The organism is Lysinibacillus xylanilyticus (genome assembly GCF_001708185.1).
GTDB classification, from domain to species: domain Bacteria; phylum Bacillota; class Bacilli; order Bacillales_A; family Planococcaceae; genus Lysinibacillus; species Lysinibacillus xylanilyticus_A.
This window is the reverse complement of the sequence record NZ_MDDN01000003.1, coordinates 324,304-342,351: the sequence shown is the minus strand read 5'-3', so window position 1 is coordinate 342,351 and position 18,048 is coordinate 324,304. Positions and strand designations below refer to the sequence as shown.

14 protein-coding genes and 2 pseudogenes are annotated in these 18,048 nt (G+C 35.3%); 9 read left to right on the top strand and 7 right to left on the bottom strand.

From position 1 onward, the window contains the following. Positions 1-29: 29 nt before the first annotated feature. Positions 30-422 carry a RidA family protein gene (locus BFJ97_RS09430; RefSeq protein WP_068984387.1) on the top strand — a complete coding sequence of 131 codons (393 nt, stop codon included), beginning with the start codon at positions 30-32 and terminating at the stop codon, positions 420-422. A 220-nt stretch (positions 423-642) separates the two neighbouring features. On the opposite strand, the gene BFJ97_RS09425 is transcribed toward BFJ97_RS09430, so the two are convergent. Next, positions 643-1,680 carry a DUF418 domain-containing protein gene (locus BFJ97_RS09425; protein WP_068984386.1) on the bottom strand — a complete coding sequence of 346 codons (1,038 nt, stop codon included), beginning with the start codon at positions 1,678-1,680 and terminating at the stop codon, positions 643-645. Between the two features lie 93 nt (positions 1,681-1,773). Continuing rightward, positions 1,774-2,718, bottom strand: a complete 945-nt coding sequence (locus tag BFJ97_RS09420; protein WP_068984385.1) for a helix-turn-helix transcriptional regulator — start codon at positions 2,716-2,718, stop codon at positions 1,774-1,776. A gap of 102 nt (positions 2,719-2,820) precedes the next feature. Between BFJ97_RS09420 and BFJ97_RS09415 the strand changes: the two are divergent. Both BFJ97_RS09415 and BFJ97_RS09410 read left to right on the top strand, forming a co-directional pair. Then, a pseudogene (locus BFJ97_RS09415) lies at positions 2,821-3,351 on the top strand (dihydrofolate reductase family protein). 663 nt (positions 3,352-4,014) lie between these two features. Continuing rightward, positions 4,015-7,749, top strand: coding sequence for a S8 family serine peptidase (locus BFJ97_RS09410; protein ID WP_068984384.1), 3,735 nt, complete (start codon positions 4,015-4,017; stop codon positions 7,747-7,749). A 580-nt stretch (positions 7,750-8,329) separates the two neighbouring features. On the opposite strand, the gene BFJ97_RS09405 is transcribed toward BFJ97_RS09410, so the two are convergent. Together BFJ97_RS09405 and BFJ97_RS09400 are read right to left on the bottom strand one after the other, a co-directional pair. After that, positions 8,330-9,355, bottom strand: coding sequence for a serine hydrolase domain-containing protein (locus BFJ97_RS09405; protein ID WP_175401723.1), 1,026 nt, complete (start codon positions 9,353-9,355; stop codon positions 8,330-8,332). A gap of 57 nt (positions 9,356-9,412) precedes the next feature. After that, on the bottom strand, positions 9,413-10,177 hold the full coding sequence (locus tag BFJ97_RS09400) for a class I SAM-dependent methyltransferase (protein WP_068984383.1): 765 nt from the start codon (positions 10,175-10,177) through the stop codon (positions 9,413-9,415). Positions 10,178-10,464: 287 nt separating this feature from the next. Between BFJ97_RS09400 and BFJ97_RS09395 the strand changes: the two genes are divergently transcribed. Continuing rightward, positions 10,465-10,968 (top strand): AAA family ATPase, encoded by a 504-nt coding sequence (locus BFJ97_RS09395; protein WP_068984382.1) that lies wholly within the window; start codon positions 10,465-10,467, stop codon positions 10,966-10,968. Between the two features lie 45 nt (positions 10,969-11,013). Here the strand turns inward: BFJ97_RS09395 and BFJ97_RS09390 are convergent, their stop codons facing one another. Next, complete coding sequence (locus tag BFJ97_RS09390; protein WP_068984381.1) at positions 11,014-11,832, bottom strand: non-homologous end joining protein Ku; 819 nt, start codon at positions 11,830-11,832, stop codon at positions 11,014-11,016. A 104-nt stretch (positions 11,833-11,936) separates the two neighbouring features. Between BFJ97_RS09390 and BFJ97_RS09385 the strand changes: the two genes are divergently transcribed. After that, positions 11,937-13,757, top strand: coding sequence for a DNA ligase D (locus tag BFJ97_RS09385; RefSeq protein WP_068984380.1), 1,821 nt, complete (start codon positions 11,937-11,939; stop codon positions 13,755-13,757). Positions 13,758-13,826: 69 nt separating this feature from the next. Here BFJ97_RS09385 and BFJ97_RS09380 read toward each other — a convergent pair whose 3' ends face one another. Further along, positions 13,827-14,747, bottom strand: coding sequence for an MBL fold metallo-hydrolase (locus BFJ97_RS09380; RefSeq protein WP_068984379.1), 921 nt, complete (start codon positions 14,745-14,747; stop codon positions 13,827-13,829). 228 nt (positions 14,748-14,975) lie between these two features. Between BFJ97_RS09380 and BFJ97_RS24065 the strand changes: the two are divergent. Further along, a pseudogene (locus BFJ97_RS24065) lies at positions 14,976-15,092 on the top strand (IS3 family transposase); the annotation flags it as partial. Between the two features lie 36 nt (positions 15,093-15,128). Beyond that, positions 15,129-15,629 (top strand): NUDIX hydrolase, encoded by a 501-nt coding sequence (locus BFJ97_RS09375; protein WP_068984378.1) that lies wholly within the window; start codon positions 15,129-15,131, stop codon positions 15,627-15,629. 58 nt (positions 15,630-15,687) lie between these two features. Here BFJ97_RS09375 and BFJ97_RS09370 read toward each other — a convergent pair whose 3' ends face one another. After that, a complete protein-coding gene (locus tag BFJ97_RS09370) occupies positions 15,688-16,644 on the bottom strand; it encodes an MBL fold metallo-hydrolase (protein ID WP_068984377.1) in 957 nt (318 codons plus the stop codon). A 232-nt stretch (positions 16,645-16,876) separates the two neighbouring features. Here BFJ97_RS09370 and BFJ97_RS09365 point away from each other — a divergent pair, with 232 nt between their 5' ends. Then, positions 16,877-17,671, top strand: a complete 795-nt coding sequence (locus BFJ97_RS09365; RefSeq protein WP_068984376.1) for a phosphotransferase family protein — start codon at positions 16,877-16,879, stop codon at positions 17,669-17,671. 30 nt (positions 17,672-17,701) lie between these two features. Continuing rightward, on the top strand, positions 17,702-18,004 hold the full coding sequence (locus tag BFJ97_RS09360; protein WP_068984375.1) for a hypothetical protein: 303 nt from the start codon (positions 17,702-17,704) through the stop codon (positions 18,002-18,004). The last annotated feature ends 44 nt before the right edge of the window (positions 18,005-18,048 follow it).

Here is an 18,048-nt window from a genome sequence, read left to right as displayed (position 1 = left end):
GAAAAATAAAAACCTAGAGGAGATTGAACATGAAAAATAGAATTACACGTAAAAATCCAATCCAAGCACCTAGTCCTGTTGGCAATTACAGCCATCTGACCATCATCCCTAAAGATGCAACAATGTACGCATTATCCGGACAGATTGGGGTAGGGCAAACCGGGGAATTACCATCACTACTAACTGAGCAGGTTAAGAATACATTAAAAAACATCCAAATTATATTAGAAACAGAAGGACTAAACGCAGACAATGTGGTGAAAGCTAATATTTGGGCAACAGAAGAAATTGATTGGGATGATTTCTATCAACACTGGGAAACCATGTTTGGCAATCCTTATCCTTCTATGACAATCGCTTATATTACTGCATTAGGACTTCCTGATATTAAAATAGAAATTGATATTTGGGCCGCTAAATAAAAAGTAAAAATCGACAAAAACCACAAAGGTTTTGTCGATTTTTTAATATAATCAACTTCATAAGCATTGGACAACAAAAAAGGTCACTACCTAAGTAGAAATGCCCAAAATAATGAGGTTTGTTTTTGTCGAAGGTTTGAGTAAAGATTGGATTAAATTAGGTTCACTACCATTATGTTTATATGAAAAACTTGCTGTTAGGTCTCTGCCATTCTTCATTCTATTTTTTTGAACTATTACGTAATGATGGTATTGTCAAGTACGTGCCCATTCGCCACAGCCATTCAAATGGACCAAATCTAAAGAATTTCAGCCAAATTTCGCTAAATAATAATTGAAAAATGTAAATGCCTATGCAAATCCAAAGAGATTGGATAAAACGAATGTTGCCTATCAGGTGAAAAGCATTGCCGATTAGTAAGATTAGCGCTGTTTGTCCTAAATAATTTGTTAATGCCATTCGGCCATAGTTTTTTAACGGTGAAAGCAAAGTCTGACATACAGGGTGTTGCAGTAAAAGTATTAATAATCCCACATAAAATGCAGATACAAATGGGCTAAATTGAAGCCCGATTAATGAAAATTTCTCAATGTTTGTCATATGTTCTGTAAATTCAACTTTTGTCAAATTGTCAACGTTCACCATTGCCTCTGGGACATAATGCCATTGATACAGCAAGCCCCCTATGCTAATAAAGAACATTATAATTGTAAAGATAAATATGCTTTTACGATTGTCGTTGATCTTTTCAAAAATTCGATACTGTCCCGCAGCTAATCCCAGTAAAATAAGTGGAAGTGGCATAGCAATTTTGATGCCATAAAAAGCTGTCACAGCTAACAATATAAGTCCTATAGTTACGTTTATTTCTTTACGAACTTTGTAAAATGGTAACGCTATTAAGCCAAAAATTGCATAGACGGTTAATGCTTCTCCAGGTTGGAAATAAAAATGTACAAGCCCGATTAACAATAAGATAATCATTCTTCTAATAAATAAAAGATTTGCGTTATTATTTTTAGCCATTGCACGAGATATAAAAATATAAAAACCTACACCAAATAAAAATGAAAAAATGGAGAAAAACTTTCCTTCCACAAAAAGTGTTAAAAATCTATTGTATGCAATATCTATAGATGTTTCTGGTGGATTAATCCACAATAATGCTGGGATATTTACTAAAATAATTCCTAATAAAGCAAATCCCCTTAAATAATCTAATGTATCAATTCGTTTATTTAATTCAATTGGTTGCATGTTATCTCCTCCTCACTTACAAAGTATAAGGAAATTATCCATAAAGTAGTAACGATGAATGTTACGCCAATCTTACAAAATCGTCATATAACATTAATCATTTTCTTGATAGAGAGATAGAATGTCTTTTGCCTGCTGTCGTAAAATATTGATTAATTCTTTAGGTTCTACAATTTGAGCATGCACACCAAGTCGGTAAAAGAGGGGGCTGATAAAATTAAGCTCACCTTTGTCTATAATGGAATCAATATAGCCTGTGCCGTCTTGTGTTATGACGACAAAATCCCCCAGGCTTGGATCGCTTTTACATTGTCTTACACCTTCCCTTGATAATAAAACGTGTAAACGAATGGGTTGTTTAGTTTCATATGGACTGCCAAACCACTCCTCCAAATTTAAGAATTTTTCTTTGTTTTCTTCACTTTCTACGATAGAAAGAATACGATCTACACGAAATAGTAATATTTTTTGTTTAGTGAAATCAAAGGCAGGCATATACCATAACGCATCATGTGCATAAACACCTAGTGGATGAATATGTTTCGTAGTAGTACCTGATTTGGATTCATATTGAATATAAAGATTATTATTTTCTATGGCTGCCTCTAAAGCATCTTTCAATAAAGGTGTTTCAATTGCCCTTTTAGGATTCCAAAAGGCGATATAGGATTGAAGTTTATCTACTTTACGCTTCGCTTCCTCTTGAAGTGAGCTATAAAGCTTATGAGAAGCGGATTTAATTTCCGTATTAAAAGGTAAATCGCGGTAATAGTGCAGTGATTGAAACGCAAAGAAAATCGAAACTACCTCATCTTCTGTAAATAAAATAGGGGGAAGAAGTCTGCTCGTTAGGACAGTATAGCCACCGTTTCGTCCTTGTTCTGCGTAAATAGGCAAGCCCATATCGCTTAAATCTAAAATATATCGATGAACAGTGCGAATCGATATATTGAATTCATCAGCAACTTCCTGTGCAGTAAATTTCTTTTTTGCGCTAACAAATAGAAGAATATCTAATAAACGTTTTGCTTTTGACATTTTCTCACCTTTTTTCATTTAATCATGCCAGTAATTGTCATGTTTTAGGTTTATTATAGATAGTGTTCATGAGTTTTTCAAAAGAGAAAGGGAGATGACGATATGTCTCGAGAAATCATTTTATATGTTGCGACTAGTGTGGATGGATTTATTGCGAAAGAAAATGATGATTTACAATAGCTGGAAGAGGCAGAGGTGGAAGGGGATGCTGGCTATTCCGACATGTATCAAGCCATCGATACCATTATTATGGGGAAAAGAACGTATGATTACGTTATAGAGCACTCGGAGACTTTTCCATATCCCGATAAGAAATGTTATGTTTTCTCGACTTCATTAAGAGGTAAAAACGAACATGTTGAGTTTGTGAATGAGGATGTCGTAGCGTTTTCGAAAAAATTAAGGGAACAGGAAGGCTCGAAAATTTGGATGGTTGGTGGAGCTGACATACTTGATGCATTTATGAAGGAACAGTTAATAGATGAACTGATAATTACAATCACACCACATCTATTAGGTACTGGCATTCCGCTGTTTAAGTATAATAATCCATTTCAAGATTTGAAGTTAATCCATACGACTCGCTATGGACAAATGGTGCAAATGCATTATATGGTCATGAAAGAGGCTTGATGATTTATATAAGGTATGGAATAGATAGATCTCCTCAAAGTCCATTCTTTTCACCTCCCTCACATATATAACTTCTAGAATTTAATTATGTTACAGAATTTAGAGCTTTTTTACACGTAGAGCTATATATATTTTCTCAATCACCAATCTCTAACTAATTAGGTTCATCATAATGTAGTTATTTCTCATCAAAAAATAAGCATTTTCGAAAGAATAAACTTTATCATTTATTTACAATAACACTAATAGCTTTTGATATGATTCATCACAACCTATTAACTGGCGATTTTTTTAATAATCGCCAGTTATTTTAATTTCCCGGATCACATACTAAATCGATTCACCTCCAATCACGCCTCTTACTACCCTTCTAATTTTCTATCAGCAACTACACCGGCGATTGCACCTACAACTCTTGCCTTGATAGGATTAATTGAAAAAATTAATGAATTACTGTAAGTCATTTCTCATATGAAAGTTCTACTTTTTTATTAAATTACTAGGAAGATAGATTTAATCTATATTTGATAAACTGATACTAATTATCAATATTTTAAAATGTTTAAATATTCCGATATTAGTATTGGTAATTTTGTGATAAATTTGAAATATCGCACTATACTGAAAAGTGCGACAACTAAAAGCAGAAGGGGGAAATGAGATTTGAAAAAGTTTAAGTTTACGAAGTTCTTAAGTAGTATTCTAGCTTTCGTTATGGTGCTTTCTCTATTGGTTCCATTGTCGAGCGCTAGTGCTGAAGAATCGAAACCATTTAAGCAGGATAGTCAAAGTGAAAGTATAATTCAACTAAAGGCGGCTATCGCTGAACAGCTAAGCTTGTCTAAAGATGGTCCAACTCTTCACGAAAGCTTACAAAATGTATCAGGCAATCAAGATGTTGCAGTCATCGTTCATTTATCTGAAATGCCTGTGGCACTAGAGCAAGGAATGAGCCAAGTCAAAGGCAAAAAATTCTCTAATGCTCGAGCAAATGAAGTTCGTTCAAATGTAAAAGCACAACAAGCAGAGGTTAAACAAGAGTTAGCTGCTAAAAAAGTTCAGATGACTCAAGGATACACATTTGATACTGTTTTAAACGGTTTTGCGGCAACTGTGAAAGCAAATGATCTCCCGAAACTGCTTACAGTAGAAGGAATTACATTAATCGAACCTGATGCAATTGTTTACGCATCAGAAGATAATACAAAGAAATCATCGGAACTTATTAAAGAAGATCAATTAGAAGCTCAAATGAATACAAGTAATTCTTTCCTTGGCATCGAACAGCTTTGGAAGGAAGGACTTGAAGGACAAGGAATAAAAGTAGCAGTATTAGATACGGGTATTGATGTAGATCACCCTGAGTTTGCCGGAATTTATAAAGGTGGAAAGAACTTCATTCCGAATTCAGCAACTTACACGAAGCCTCGGGCAGATGATGATGCATCGGAAACATTGCCTTCGGAGCGTCCAGTCGGGACACCTGAATTTAATGAAAAGGGAAGCGCGTTCTATACTTCTCACGGTACACATGTTGCTGGAACAATTGCAGCAATCGGAGCTAACGAATTTGGTATTAAAGGAATTGCTCCAAAGGTAGACCTTTATGCTTACCGTGTTCTTGGAGCATACGGAAGTGGATCTACATCTGGTATTGTGAAAGCAATTGAAACTGCTGTAATCGAAAAAATGGACATTATCAACCTTTCACTTGGCGGGGGAGCTAACTCTGAAACGGATGCTGGTTCATTTGCTATTAATAATGCAATGATGGCTGGAACAATCGGAGTACTTGCAACAGGGAACGATGGTCCAAATCGCGGAACAATGGGCACGCCTGCAACCGCTCGTTTAGGAATTGCTGTTGGTAACACAACAAACCCTGAAACAATGTATAACGGTGAAGTGAATGTTACAGTTGGCAACTACAACTTAAAAAAGCAGCTTCCATTAATGGGAACGACCTTTGCGAAAAATTTAGCAACACAGCTTCAAGGAGAATTTGACCTAGTTGCTGTTCCTGGAAACGGAGAAGTAAAAGACTATGAAGGAATTGATGTACGAGGTAAAGTGGCATTGATTTCTCGTGGCAGTATCGCATTCGTTGATAAAATTGCGAATGCAAAGGCAAATGGAGCAGTCGCAACAATTATTCATAACTTTGCCGGTGGAACGAATGCACCGAACATTTCAGGTACATTCCTTGGTGATTCTTTTGAATTTCTGCCAACATTTGATATGTCCCAAACGGATGGCGATGCAATTCGCGCTGCATTAGCAGGCGGAACCGGAAAAGTAAGCTTTAGTAAATTTGCTTCCACAAAGACACTAGGGGATGATGTAAACTCTTCAAGTTCACGTGGACCATCTACACCAAACTTTGATATTAAACCAGATGTAAGTGCACCTGGAACAAATATTATGTCAACGATTCCAATGTATAAAAAAGATTTCCCTAATGCAGATTATGGGGAAGCATATGGTCGTAAAACAGGAACTTCTATGGCAACACCGCATATTGCAGGTATTGCAGCATTAGTTAAACAAGCAAATCCGGATTGGAATGCGTTCGATGTAAAAGTGGCGCTTTCTAATACAGCAAAGGTTATAGATAAAACCAAATACGATGTGTTTTCTCAAGGTGCAGGTCGTGTAGATCCTTATGCAGCAGCTCATCCAGAAATTCTTGCCTATGCACTTGATAGCGCAATTTTAGATGGAACTGGTGTAGTTACAGAAAACTTGAAAGGTACAGTTACTTTCGGTCCACAATCGCTTAAAGACCGAGATATTTCTGTAACAAAACAAGTTTTAGTAAAAGATATTAAAGGGAACGGCGGCAATTATAACGTATCAATAGATGTAACAAAAACTTTTGGTGATGCAACTGTTACAGTAGATCAGCCGACATTTAATCTAGATGGTGAGCAACTTTTAAATATTACATTAACGGCTTCACAAGCTACAGCACCAAACGGCTCTGAAATACTGGGATATATTGACATCAGCGGTGGAGATACAGAAATTTCATTGCCATTCGCAGCAGACTTTGGCGGCGCGGCAGCAACTGAAATTAAAGATTTCAAGATTACAGAAACAGACCTATCCTTTAACGGAGATGGAGTAAAAGACTCAGCTGTACTTTCATTTACATTAACTGGAGATGTAACAACTAACTATATCGAGCTTTGGGATATTATGAATCCTAAAGGTGGAGAATACGGAGACGGCTACATTGGTTATCTACATGCAGGTACTTCACTAGGAAAAGGCTCTTATACGCTGAAGGTTGGTGGGCAGTACAAACCATGGGGGACAGCATCTGCCACAAAGATTCCAGATGGTCTGTATACAATTGACTTCACCGGTCTTGCAGCATCAGGAGTAGTTTCCGATTATGTTGGACCAATTATCGTGAAAACGACGAAACCAGAAATTACTGGTTCAGTAGCTAAAGGTGTCGCTACAGGACAGGTAACAGATAAGTATATCGACTACAATGAAGAGTTATATTCATATGGTTTAAATTACAATTTAAATGATAAATTAAAAGCTTCCTATATTTCGACGGTAAATGGCGAAGTACAAGCTCCAGTTGCTTTTGAATTAAATCAAGATGGTAGCTTCACATTCCCAGTAACAGCAGAAACTAATGCTGTATCAGTAATAATTAAAGACGCTGCCGGGAATGTTGGTGAAGCGAAGATATATGAAAAAGAAGTAGTAGAACCAGTAGTAACACTTTCAGTAAATCCAACTGAGCTAAACCTAACAGCTGGAGAAACTGCACAACTTACGGTAACAGAAACGACAACGCCTGCAGAAGGTGATGCAACAAAGCAAGACGTAACTTCAAAAGCTACTTATGTTGTTGGAAATGAAAATGTTGCAACAATAGTAAATGGATTAGTAACTGCAGTAGGTGAGGGCACAACTACAATTACTATTTCATACGGTGATAATAAAGTTACTTTAAATGTTACAGTTAAAGCACCTGTTATAGAAAAACCAATAGTAACACTAGAAATTGATCAAGCTCAGGTTGAAACTAGAATAGGTAAAGAAGTTCCAGTTAAGATTACTGAAGTAACTACTTTTGATGGTAAAACAACAGAAAAAGATGTTACAAATCTTGCAACCTACGAAGTAGCGAATGATAAAATAGCTACTGTAAAAGCAGGGGCTGTAAAAGGAAAAGGTCAAGGTAATACGACGGTTACGGTAACGTATGGTGAGCATACACTAACATTTGATGTGTTGGTTGTAAAGCCAGGGAATGACAACGGAAATGGAAATGGCAACGGCAATGGAAACGGCAATGGTAATGGCAATGGTAATGGAAATGGTAATGGAAATGGTAATAAAAATAATAATGAAGTTACCGAGGATGAGTTATAATTATTTTCAGTTCAAGCAAAAAAGAGAAATTGCACAGCGCAATTTCTCTTTTTTGTATTTATTGTGAAGCAATCGATTTAAAAAGATTATCCCTTACTAAACTAACTGTGACATATTCTTTCTGATTTTCTCGCCCTATTTGATACAAATCAGTTCCTCTTTAACTCTCCCAAATCAACGTTATTTGTTGTAGAGGCTCTTCCCATGTTTGCTTTTTTTCTTTCGTTACTTTGTCATGATCAAATTCTTCATAATAGATAGAGTCCGTGTATTGACTGTCTGGCAAAGTAAATTGATCTTTATATATTATGTTGAATCAATCGCTAATTCTTCAACTAGAAATAACTTAATAAAATCGGACAGTAAGGTTTCCAAAGCTTCTGATCTCCATCTATTTCAATTTCTAAAGGATGTATCATATGTGAACCTGCATGACTTTCTCCAAAATAATTAAAGATAAGCGTTCCATCTGCTGTTTCTTCAATTATAACTAAATCTGCTTAGTAAGAAATTCCTCATTCAACTAAACTATTCCGTGAGTTGTTGTCACCATAAGATAAATCATCCAGCTTTTTTTCGGTTATTTGTAAAGCGAATGATAGATTTCTCCCATAATTCCCTTCATTTGATGCACCCCTGTATCAGCATTCGTCATCATAACAAGTCCTTGTTCGAGATGTGGATAGGCTACGAGCATACATTGAAACCCAACACCCCAGCCAAGAGATGAAAATTCGAGTTTCTTGTCAGCCCCATCCAGAAATACACCAAGGCCTGACCATTCCTTACATCCTTGAGGTTGAAACAATTCATTTACTTGTTTTGTCGTAATACCAATTTTACTTCGTCCTTTGACACCATTCATATTATCCAGTAATAATTTTGCTAAATCGTTTGGAGTAGTCCATATACCACAAGCTGCAAGATATGGATAAATAGAATATTTCCCTAAAATTAACGCACCATTTAGATCATGACCGCAAGCTAAATAGGCCGTATTGAATGTTGGAATATTGGTAGAAAATATACTGTTTGTCATGTTTAACGGTTTGAAAATAAGTTCGTCCATAAGAATTGAAAATGGTTTGCTCATTGTGTCTTCAATAAGTAAATGAATGACGCAAAAGCCTGCATCCGAATAGTGAAATTCACTTTCGGGTTCATACGTTACCTCAATAGGGGTATTGCAATAAGGAGTTTTACCATTCAGTATTTCAACCATGGATGGCATGTCATTGAAAGTTTCTACCGTCGTAAAACTGCCTTCCGGGTCTACAATACCGGATTGATGACAGAGTAAGTTGCGTAATGTAACTTTTTTATGCTTTGTAAATGCATTGTCAGGTACCTTCCATGAAACTAGCTTCTGATTGACATCTTCATCTAAGTCTACTAGCCCTTGTTCTACTAATTTCAGCACTAAAATACTAGTTAAAAACTTGCTAATCGAACAAGCATTGAAAATTGTGTGCTCATTAATTTTATGATCGGTACCTGCTTCAGAAACACCAAAATAATCTGCCTTACTGATTTTTCCTTTTTCGATCGCTACAAGGCTAAGACCTGCTATTCGATAATGCTCCATGCGTTCAAGAATGTTTATCATCTATTTAGCTCCTGGTTTTTTCTTTATTATAACAGAAAAGCAGAACGAATGTTTGTGTTATGGGTTTTGTTTTGTTAATCGCGCATGTACAATCATAGAAGGACTATCCTTCGTAAATTCACTTTTTTTCCATGAACCGTATAGATGTAATAATTCAAACCCATTTTGTTCTAATAGCCTTTTCAATTCCATTGGATATGTATAGCGAAGTAGAATTGAATCTTCGAAAGTTGAATGTTCTAGCTTATTTATAGAACGACAAGTTAAGATTTGTGTGACAGGATTATATTCTTCCTTATGCTGAATGGTTAGTTTTTCTCCTTTACTATTGACTGAACTTTCTTCGTATTCATCCACGATAGACAGTTCATTTAGAAGAGCATTTCTCGTATCAAATACAAATTCTCCACCTGGATGTAAGTGCTTTTTTACGGATTGGAATAAAGCATTTTGGCTTTCATTACTTAAAAAATGTTGAAATGCATTTCCTGTCATATAGACAAAATTTGATGTGATTGGTAGTTGAAGTTGCGTGCAATCTTGCACAGTAAAATGCACATGTACATTTTGTTTTTTCGCTTTTTCAATTGCCAATTGAAGCATCCCTTCATGGATATCTACTGCATAAACATTGAAGCCTTGCTTGGCTAGTGGAATAGCTAACCGACCAGTGCCACAGGCTAATTCAATTATCGTATCGTTATTCTTGCTAAGAAGATTTTCAATAAAAAGTAAATCCTCGTTGTAATTTTCATGAAGTGCATCATATTCAATAGGATTTTTATATTTTTCTAAATTTCTACTAAATTCATTTTGATACATACCTCTAACTCCTTCACCGTTAACTTTATTTAATAGATATTGTATAATAAATCCAATATTCACACAAATTAGATTTGCACCATAAATGTAGGGTTGATTTCCTTTCTAGCTTGGACGCGTCGGTGAGCCGCTTCACTTGTGCTCCAGGGTCTCATCTTAACTAATCCAAGGAGTCGTCTAGCCGGACCTTAGATCAACGTATATAGTGAATCTTTTTACTAAATTGCCATCCTAACTTTTGGTGATGAGCTACAAAATAATAAACTATAAAGGATAGGAGGGTTCGTTTGAACAAGAAATTTCCGAGCAAAATACATATCATTGGCTCTGTTGGGAGTGGGAAAACAACTTTAGCGAAAGAATTATCCGCGAAATTAAATATCCCTTATTATGAACTAGATAATGTTGTTTGGTTAAGGCAAAATTCCGGTGACATTAGAAGAACCGAACAACAAAAAGTTGCATATTTAAATAATATCATTCTTACAAATGCGTGGATTATTGAGGGTGTTCATAATGAAGACTGGGTAACACAAAGCTTTTCGAATGCCGACTTAATTATTTTCTTAGATACAAAGTATTTCATCAGAATCTATCGAATAATAAAGAGATTTACGTTACAAAAACTAGGTTTGGAAAAGTCGAATTACAAACCTACTTTTGCAATATTCATTAACTTGCTTAAATGGAATCGCCGTTTTGAAGAGATTGTCAAGCCCAATTTTTATCATAAATTTGAAATGTATTGTGACAAGCTATTGGTCGTATCTAGTAAGAGGCAAATTCTTTAAAAAAGCATATCCAAAAACAATGGATACGCTTCTTAAATGTACATTTTAAGCATTTTTCTTCGTTTTGGTTGCTCGTTTTCTTGTTGCTGGCTTTTTCGTTTTCTCTAATGAGGCTTGGAGTGCTGTCATTAAGTCCGTTACATTATCAGGTACTGGACGTTTATCACTAGTCGATATTGTATTCGTAGCTTTTTTCTCTTCTATAAGCTCCATTAAAGCATTGCGATAATCATCTGTATATTTTTCAGGATTAAATTCTGTTGTTAATTGATCGACAAGCATCAGTGCGGTTTCTAGCTCTTTTGGAACAATGTTTGGTTCGCTTGGAACATTTGGTACATCACCAACACTTCTAACTTCATCAGGGTAATGAATCGTTTCCATTACTAAAGCGTTTTGATAAACGCGTACAATTGCTAGTTGCTCTTTTGAACGGATCATAATTTTAGCAACGCCTATTTTTCCGGATTGCTCTAATGTTTGACGTAATAGGGAGTAAGCCTTCCCGCCAGTCGAATCAGGGGATAAAAAATAAGTGCGTTCAAAATAAATAGGATCGATTTCGGTTAATTTCACAAAATCAATGATTTCAACGGCCTTATCTTCATTTTCCTTCCGTAAGTTCTCTAACTCTTCTTGATCTAATACGACAAACTTATTTTTGGCATATTCATATGCTTTAACAATATCCTCATCTTTTACTTCTTGGTTACAGCCTTCACAAACCTTTTTATAGCTAATAGGTGTATGACATTCTTTATGGAGCTGTCGCAATTTAATGTCTTTATTTTCTGTAGCGGCATGTAGTTTTACCGGTATATTGACAAGACCAAATGAGATACTGCCTTTCCAAACTGTATGCATTTGTATCACCTCGTTTTTCTTACTATGATATATTTTACTTATTTTTATGTATCTTAAAGTGAAATCGTCAAAAACTGAAGGTAAAAAGCAAAGTAGGTATTCAAATGAAACCAATGCTATTAACAGAAGTACTCGAAACGCCTATTGGTGAGGAATGGTTGTACGAAACAAAATATGATGGATTTAGATGTATGTTAGTTTGGGACGAACAGCCATTGTTAATAAGCAGAAATGGCAACAACTTAAATCACTTGTTTCCGGAGATACTCGATTTTTGTAAAAGTATACTAAATAAAATTAAAAAGTATTTACCATTAACATTTGATGGTGAGTTAGTTTATTTAACGAATGATTTTAACAGTGATTTTTCGTTAGTTCAAAAAAGAGGGAGGATGCAAAATAGAGAAGTGATTGCTGCGCATGCAAGCTCCTTTCCGTTTCATTATATTGCTTTTGATTTACTAAGCTTTAAAGGCGAGTCACTGACAAATAAATATTTAAAAACACGTAAACAGCAACTTTCAAAGCTCTTTACGATCTTAAAGCTCCCTGTGACTGTCAATTATGAGGATCAACGCCCTTTGCAAGCGATTAGCAGTGTGGAGCATAGTGAAACACTTTGGCATGCTATAAAGGTTTACAATGGGGAGGGAATAGTTGCAAAGAAGAAAACGAGTAAATGGATGGAGAATTCTCGCTCTACACATTGGGTGAAAATTAAAAATTGGCGCTATGTAACGGTCATAGTTACTAAATATGATCATGGAAATGGTTATTTTCACGGCTCTGTTTATCAACATGACGAGCTAGTAGAAATAGTAAGTTTTAAACATGGAATGTCAGAGGAAGAGCGTAAAACACTCATTGCATTTTTTCAAGCAAATGGACAGAGGAATAATGAAACATGGGAACTGGAGCCATCCATTTGTGTTGATATAGCATGTATTGATTTTGATGGAAGCAAACTTCGAGAACCACGTTTCCATGCATTTCGCCTGGAGATGTTGCCAGAGGATTGTCAATGGCAGCACATGCAGCGTCAACTTTTTCCGATTCCAGATACTGTTCAGATTACGCATCCTGATAAGCCTGTTTGGCCAGAAATCGGTATTTCGAAGGATGGGTATTTGCATTATTTACAAATGATTTCTCCGTATTTATTACCTTTCCTGAGAAATCGGCCACTTACATTAATTCGGTTTCCACATGGGATTCCGGGTGAAAGCTTTTATCAAAAAAGTAGTCCCGAGAAAATACCTGCATTTGTATCAACGGGAAGGGTAGAAGACATTAATTATCTTGTATGTAACAATCTAGAAACATTATTGTGGCTAGGCAATCAGCTTGCGTTAGAGCTACATATCCCATTCCAAACGTTGCAAACAGAGCATCCGACTGAGATTGTTTTCGATCTAGACCCTCCATCCGTAGAGCAATTTTCACTGGCCATTCGTGGGGCGCTAGATTTAAAGGAAATTATCGATTATTTTAAGCTACAATCTTTTGTTAAAACATCGGGAGGTAAAGGGTTGCAGCTATATATACCGTTACCTGAAAATGTATTTTCCTATGAAGAAGTACGAGTATTTACTGAATTTATTTGTCGATTTTTATGTGAGCAAAAACCGGACTTGTATACAATTGAGCGTTTAAAGAAGAATAGGCATAAAAAATTATATTTAGATTATGTACAGCATGCAGAAGGTAAGACGATTATTGCTCCATATTCAACTAGAGGTAATGAAATGGGTTTAGTGGCAACCCCATTACACTGGGAGGAGGTCAATGAACAGTTAACGCCAGATCTCTTTACAATTCCAGCTGTACTTGATCGAATGAAAAAGATGGAGAATCCATTTCGGAATTTTCGAGAAATAGGGGAGGAGCAGGATTTTCGATCTGTCTTGGATCATTTAAATGAATAAAAGAGGAGGCCAAATTATAAGCCTTCTCTTTTACTAAACTTGAATATTGTAAATGCAATACTACAAAAACTAAAGTTTTGACAACTCTCTTATTCGTTTTATATTTTGTAGGTAAAACTCCGGTGAACTCCATTTTTTAAAGATTTCAGGGATTTCAATATTCTCATTTGAGCTGCTCTTTTCTGCAATGGAAGTTAATTTAGAAATATAATTGATTATTTTTGAGATATCTTCTTTTGTACCCGTTGGACCGTGTCCGGGTACCGCCACATCAATTTCTAGTCTTTCAACCTCTTTTAAAATTTTGCTCCATTTCACAGGGTCAGACTCTTCGAAAAACGTTGGGTGACAATTCACAGATAATAAGTCCCCCATAAATATTACTTTCTCATCCGGAATATAAAGCATAGCATCACAAAAAGAATGACCTCCTCCTAATGTGAAAAGTTTTGCACAGCGTTTGGTTCCTTGTAAGGTTATTTCATTGTTAAATGTTCGGTTCGGTAATACTAATTCCAAAGTAGGTATAGAATCTTTTAACTCACTCAGTGAATTTATCTGATATTGTATTTTGATATCGTTGGTTTGATTTAGCTGGTCTTTTAAGGATTGAATATAGTCTTTTAAGCCTTGAATATCATTTTTCTGTTTACTGAATCTAGAAGGATGCATGTCTCTTATTTTTGAGTGTGTAATTTTGCTTGAAATAATAATACTATCTTTAAATGTTTGGTTGCCTCGAATATGGTCGCCGTGCCAATGACTGTTAAAAACCCATGTAACGGTTTGATTAGTAATTTTTTCTGCTATGAGTTTTAAGTCTTCAGATGCTTGTTGTGTGTTAAATGTATCAAAAATGATAATTTTATCTCCTAGATCCACAAAACCTGCATTTGCCACAGCCCCGCTACCTTCTTTGGCTATTGCTGCAAAGATACTTTTACTAATTTGCTCTAGCGTAAAGTGTTTACTATAAAATGCATCGTTCATTTAACTCACCCCGTATTTATTTAAATTACCTATATTTTCTATATTCGATCATGATTAAAACAATACCTTTTAGATATTAACAAAGCTGTTCTGCATCTTAATAAAAAGATTGTATGCATATTCGTCTTGCACTTTAATGAATGGCGTTTTTGTATGGTAAAATATGAGAAGTTATTAAATAGAGTGTAATCTATGCTTATTTATAGGTGAGGGAGGGAAGCTTACTCTAGTTTTGAATATTTAAAGCTCGCTGTTAATGGATATATTCACTACTACAACGGTAAGCGTATCAAGAATAAACTCAAATGTAGTCCAGTTCAATATCGAGAAAAGATGGCTATATAGAGTGATAATGCTAACATTTGAAAGGCAGGGATTTAGATGGATAAACAAAAGCAAGACATTACATTCCCGACTAAAGATGGTGTATTCAATATGAGGGTGGGCGCAATAATTCTCCGTGATGGTAACGTGCTGATGGTTAAAAATAGTCGTGACCTTTACTACTATTCTGTCGGGGGAAGAGTAAAATTACAGGAAACGATGGAAGAAGCCATCATCCGCGAATGCTTTGAAGAAACGAAAGTGCATTTTGAAGTTGAGCGTTTAGTGTTTCTTCATGAAAACTTTTTCCCCGTTCAAAGTGGTCCATATGGAGAAACGCAATTTCATGAAATATCATTCTTTTATTTGATGAAATCAAGTGAAGTCGAAGTAAAAAGTGAAAGCTACACCAGTGAAGGTATGGAAGAAAGATTAGAATGGTTACCTATTTCGAATCTTAAGGATGCCTTTCTATTCCCAGAGTTCTTTAAATCAGAACTTACTTGCATGCCTACTGAAATTAAACATATCGTAACAATTCAAGAAAAAAGAACATAAAAAAACAGAGAGGAATACTCCTCTCCAAGTAAGTCTAAAATACAACACTGCCGATGCTTTAATTTTTGGAATTCTTTTTCTCTAAGTAACCGAGAATCCCCATTGCCGAAACATTTGTATCGAGTGGGATGTTTTGATAAACGGGATGACTTTCTTCAATGCCATTTTCCTGTAAGTAGTTGTGTAAAAGCTTCTTTAAACGAGTATCTAAAAATTGTACTTGTTCTTTCAAATCACTTGAGACAGTTAGTGCCTTTTCCCCTTCTGCTAGAAAGAACGGTGTCCAGTAGCGCACTTGTCTATAAGCTTCAGCTGGATTTTTATACGCTCCGTAATGACCGAAATACAATTCTGTAGCATGGAGCTTCTCATAAAGCTGAATAGATTGTTCCATTGTATCTGGGTCGTACTGATTTGGTGAAGCGGACGGAATGATTAAATCAATGGCCTCTCCGTCCATCTCTGGGTAACGTACACCTGTTGTATCTCCAACAAACAAACCATTTGTCGCAGAATAAAGCATGGAAACATGATGCTTTGCATGTCCTTCCGTATGATAAAACGTTAGCTGATGTTGACCTAACGACAGTACTTCCTCATGTCCAATTTCTATAATACGTTCAGCATCGATAGGAACAATTGGATCAAATAGACGTTCGAATTCGGCAGTATAAACACTTTTTGCACTTTCGATTAGACGACTAGGATCAACCATATGAGAGACACCTCGTGGATGTACAACGAATGAAGCATTTGGACAACTTTGTAAAAATAATCCCGCACCTCCAGCATGGTCTAAATGGATATGCGTAACAATTACATATTGAATATCCTCTAGAGAAATATGTAATTCCTCTAAACCCTCTATTATATAGGGTATAGACGGACTAGCAGAAGTCTCAATTAATGCAATTTTTTCATCGATTAGCAAATAGGAGCTTGTACGTTGTTCCCGATTTAAATCATGTGTATCAATACAATAAAAGTTTGATGCAAGTTGTTGGACTCTCCCCATTTAAATAATCTCCCCTCGAATGTGTATGAAATATTCTCTAAGGTGCAATTTTTATCTCGAAAATTAGTTGTTATCTTTTATAATAATAGAAAAACAATCTGAGTGTCTATTCATTTTTTCAGGGGGAATCAGTCGTAGAATACAAACAAAGATAGAAAGCTGAATAACATGACTGAGCAAAATGTAACTTCCACAAACATTTGACTAAAGTCTTTTCAGAGGAGGGTTTTAATTGCAGCCAATACAGATAGGTGAAATACCAGATGAAATAGGAGAATATCTAAAAATCATTAACTCAATTAAGTTTCCAAGACAAGGATACACCTCGGATGTTGGGATTATTCACAATCATCAAGGCTCTTATGTCCTCAAAAGAACAACAGGTGAATGTTTTTGTTCTTTGTTAAAAAGAGAGGTTTCAGTACTAAACTGCTTGGCCAAGGAAACAAAACTACTTATTCCGAAAGTAAAGCTATTTGTTGAACAAAAGCAAAATAGTCAAAGTTGGGCACTTTTTGAGTACTTACAGGGTGATACGATCCGACTTGCTTTAAAAGATGAGAAAAATAAGGAAACTAGGCAAGAAATAATATTTAACTTTGGCAAACTCTTAGCTGATATTCATTCAACGCCTTGCCCGAAGGAACTAATTTCTAATAAAAACTGGCTTGAGCAAATGATAAGTCAAGCACACAATCATCTTATGAATAATGAAGTAGATGGAACGAAGGAGTTATTGGAACAGGTTATAAAGAATAGACCAGATCATTATATGCAGACGTTCATTCACGGAGACTTTACAATTGATAACGTATTGGTTTCCAACGGGAAAATCAAAGGTGTGATTGATTGGGGGAGTGGAGCATATGGAGATCCAAGATATGATGTCTCACTAGCGATTCGACCAAAGCCAAATGTCTTTGAAAACGAAATCGAAAAACAAATCTTTTTTGAAGGGTATGGTGAAAATATTATTGATGACAAAATATATGATTATTTTGTTAATGGATTATATGAGTTCTTTTGACGCTAAATTTTGGAGGTCGTTTGTTTAATTATGGATATATCTATAGCTGGATTTTTTTTATTTTTAATTTTTTTAATTAATGGTGTGTTTTTATATTTCTATAAATTAAAAAATATTTCATTGATACGTATTGGATTATTCGGTGCAATTTTGATACCAGTTGTTTTCCTATCTTTCGTTAAATTAATCTCAAGTATTTTTAGTATCGGTGACGATTTTACTTATATTAGTATGTTTTTCACTATTATAGTTTTTTTCAATAGTTTGATTTATGTATTAGTTGGCATTTTTTCTGTTTTAATAGGATTTTTAAAGGTTCAGACTAAAGATTGATGTAAATGGAAAGTGTTTTTAATATATTTATTTCATTAATAGAG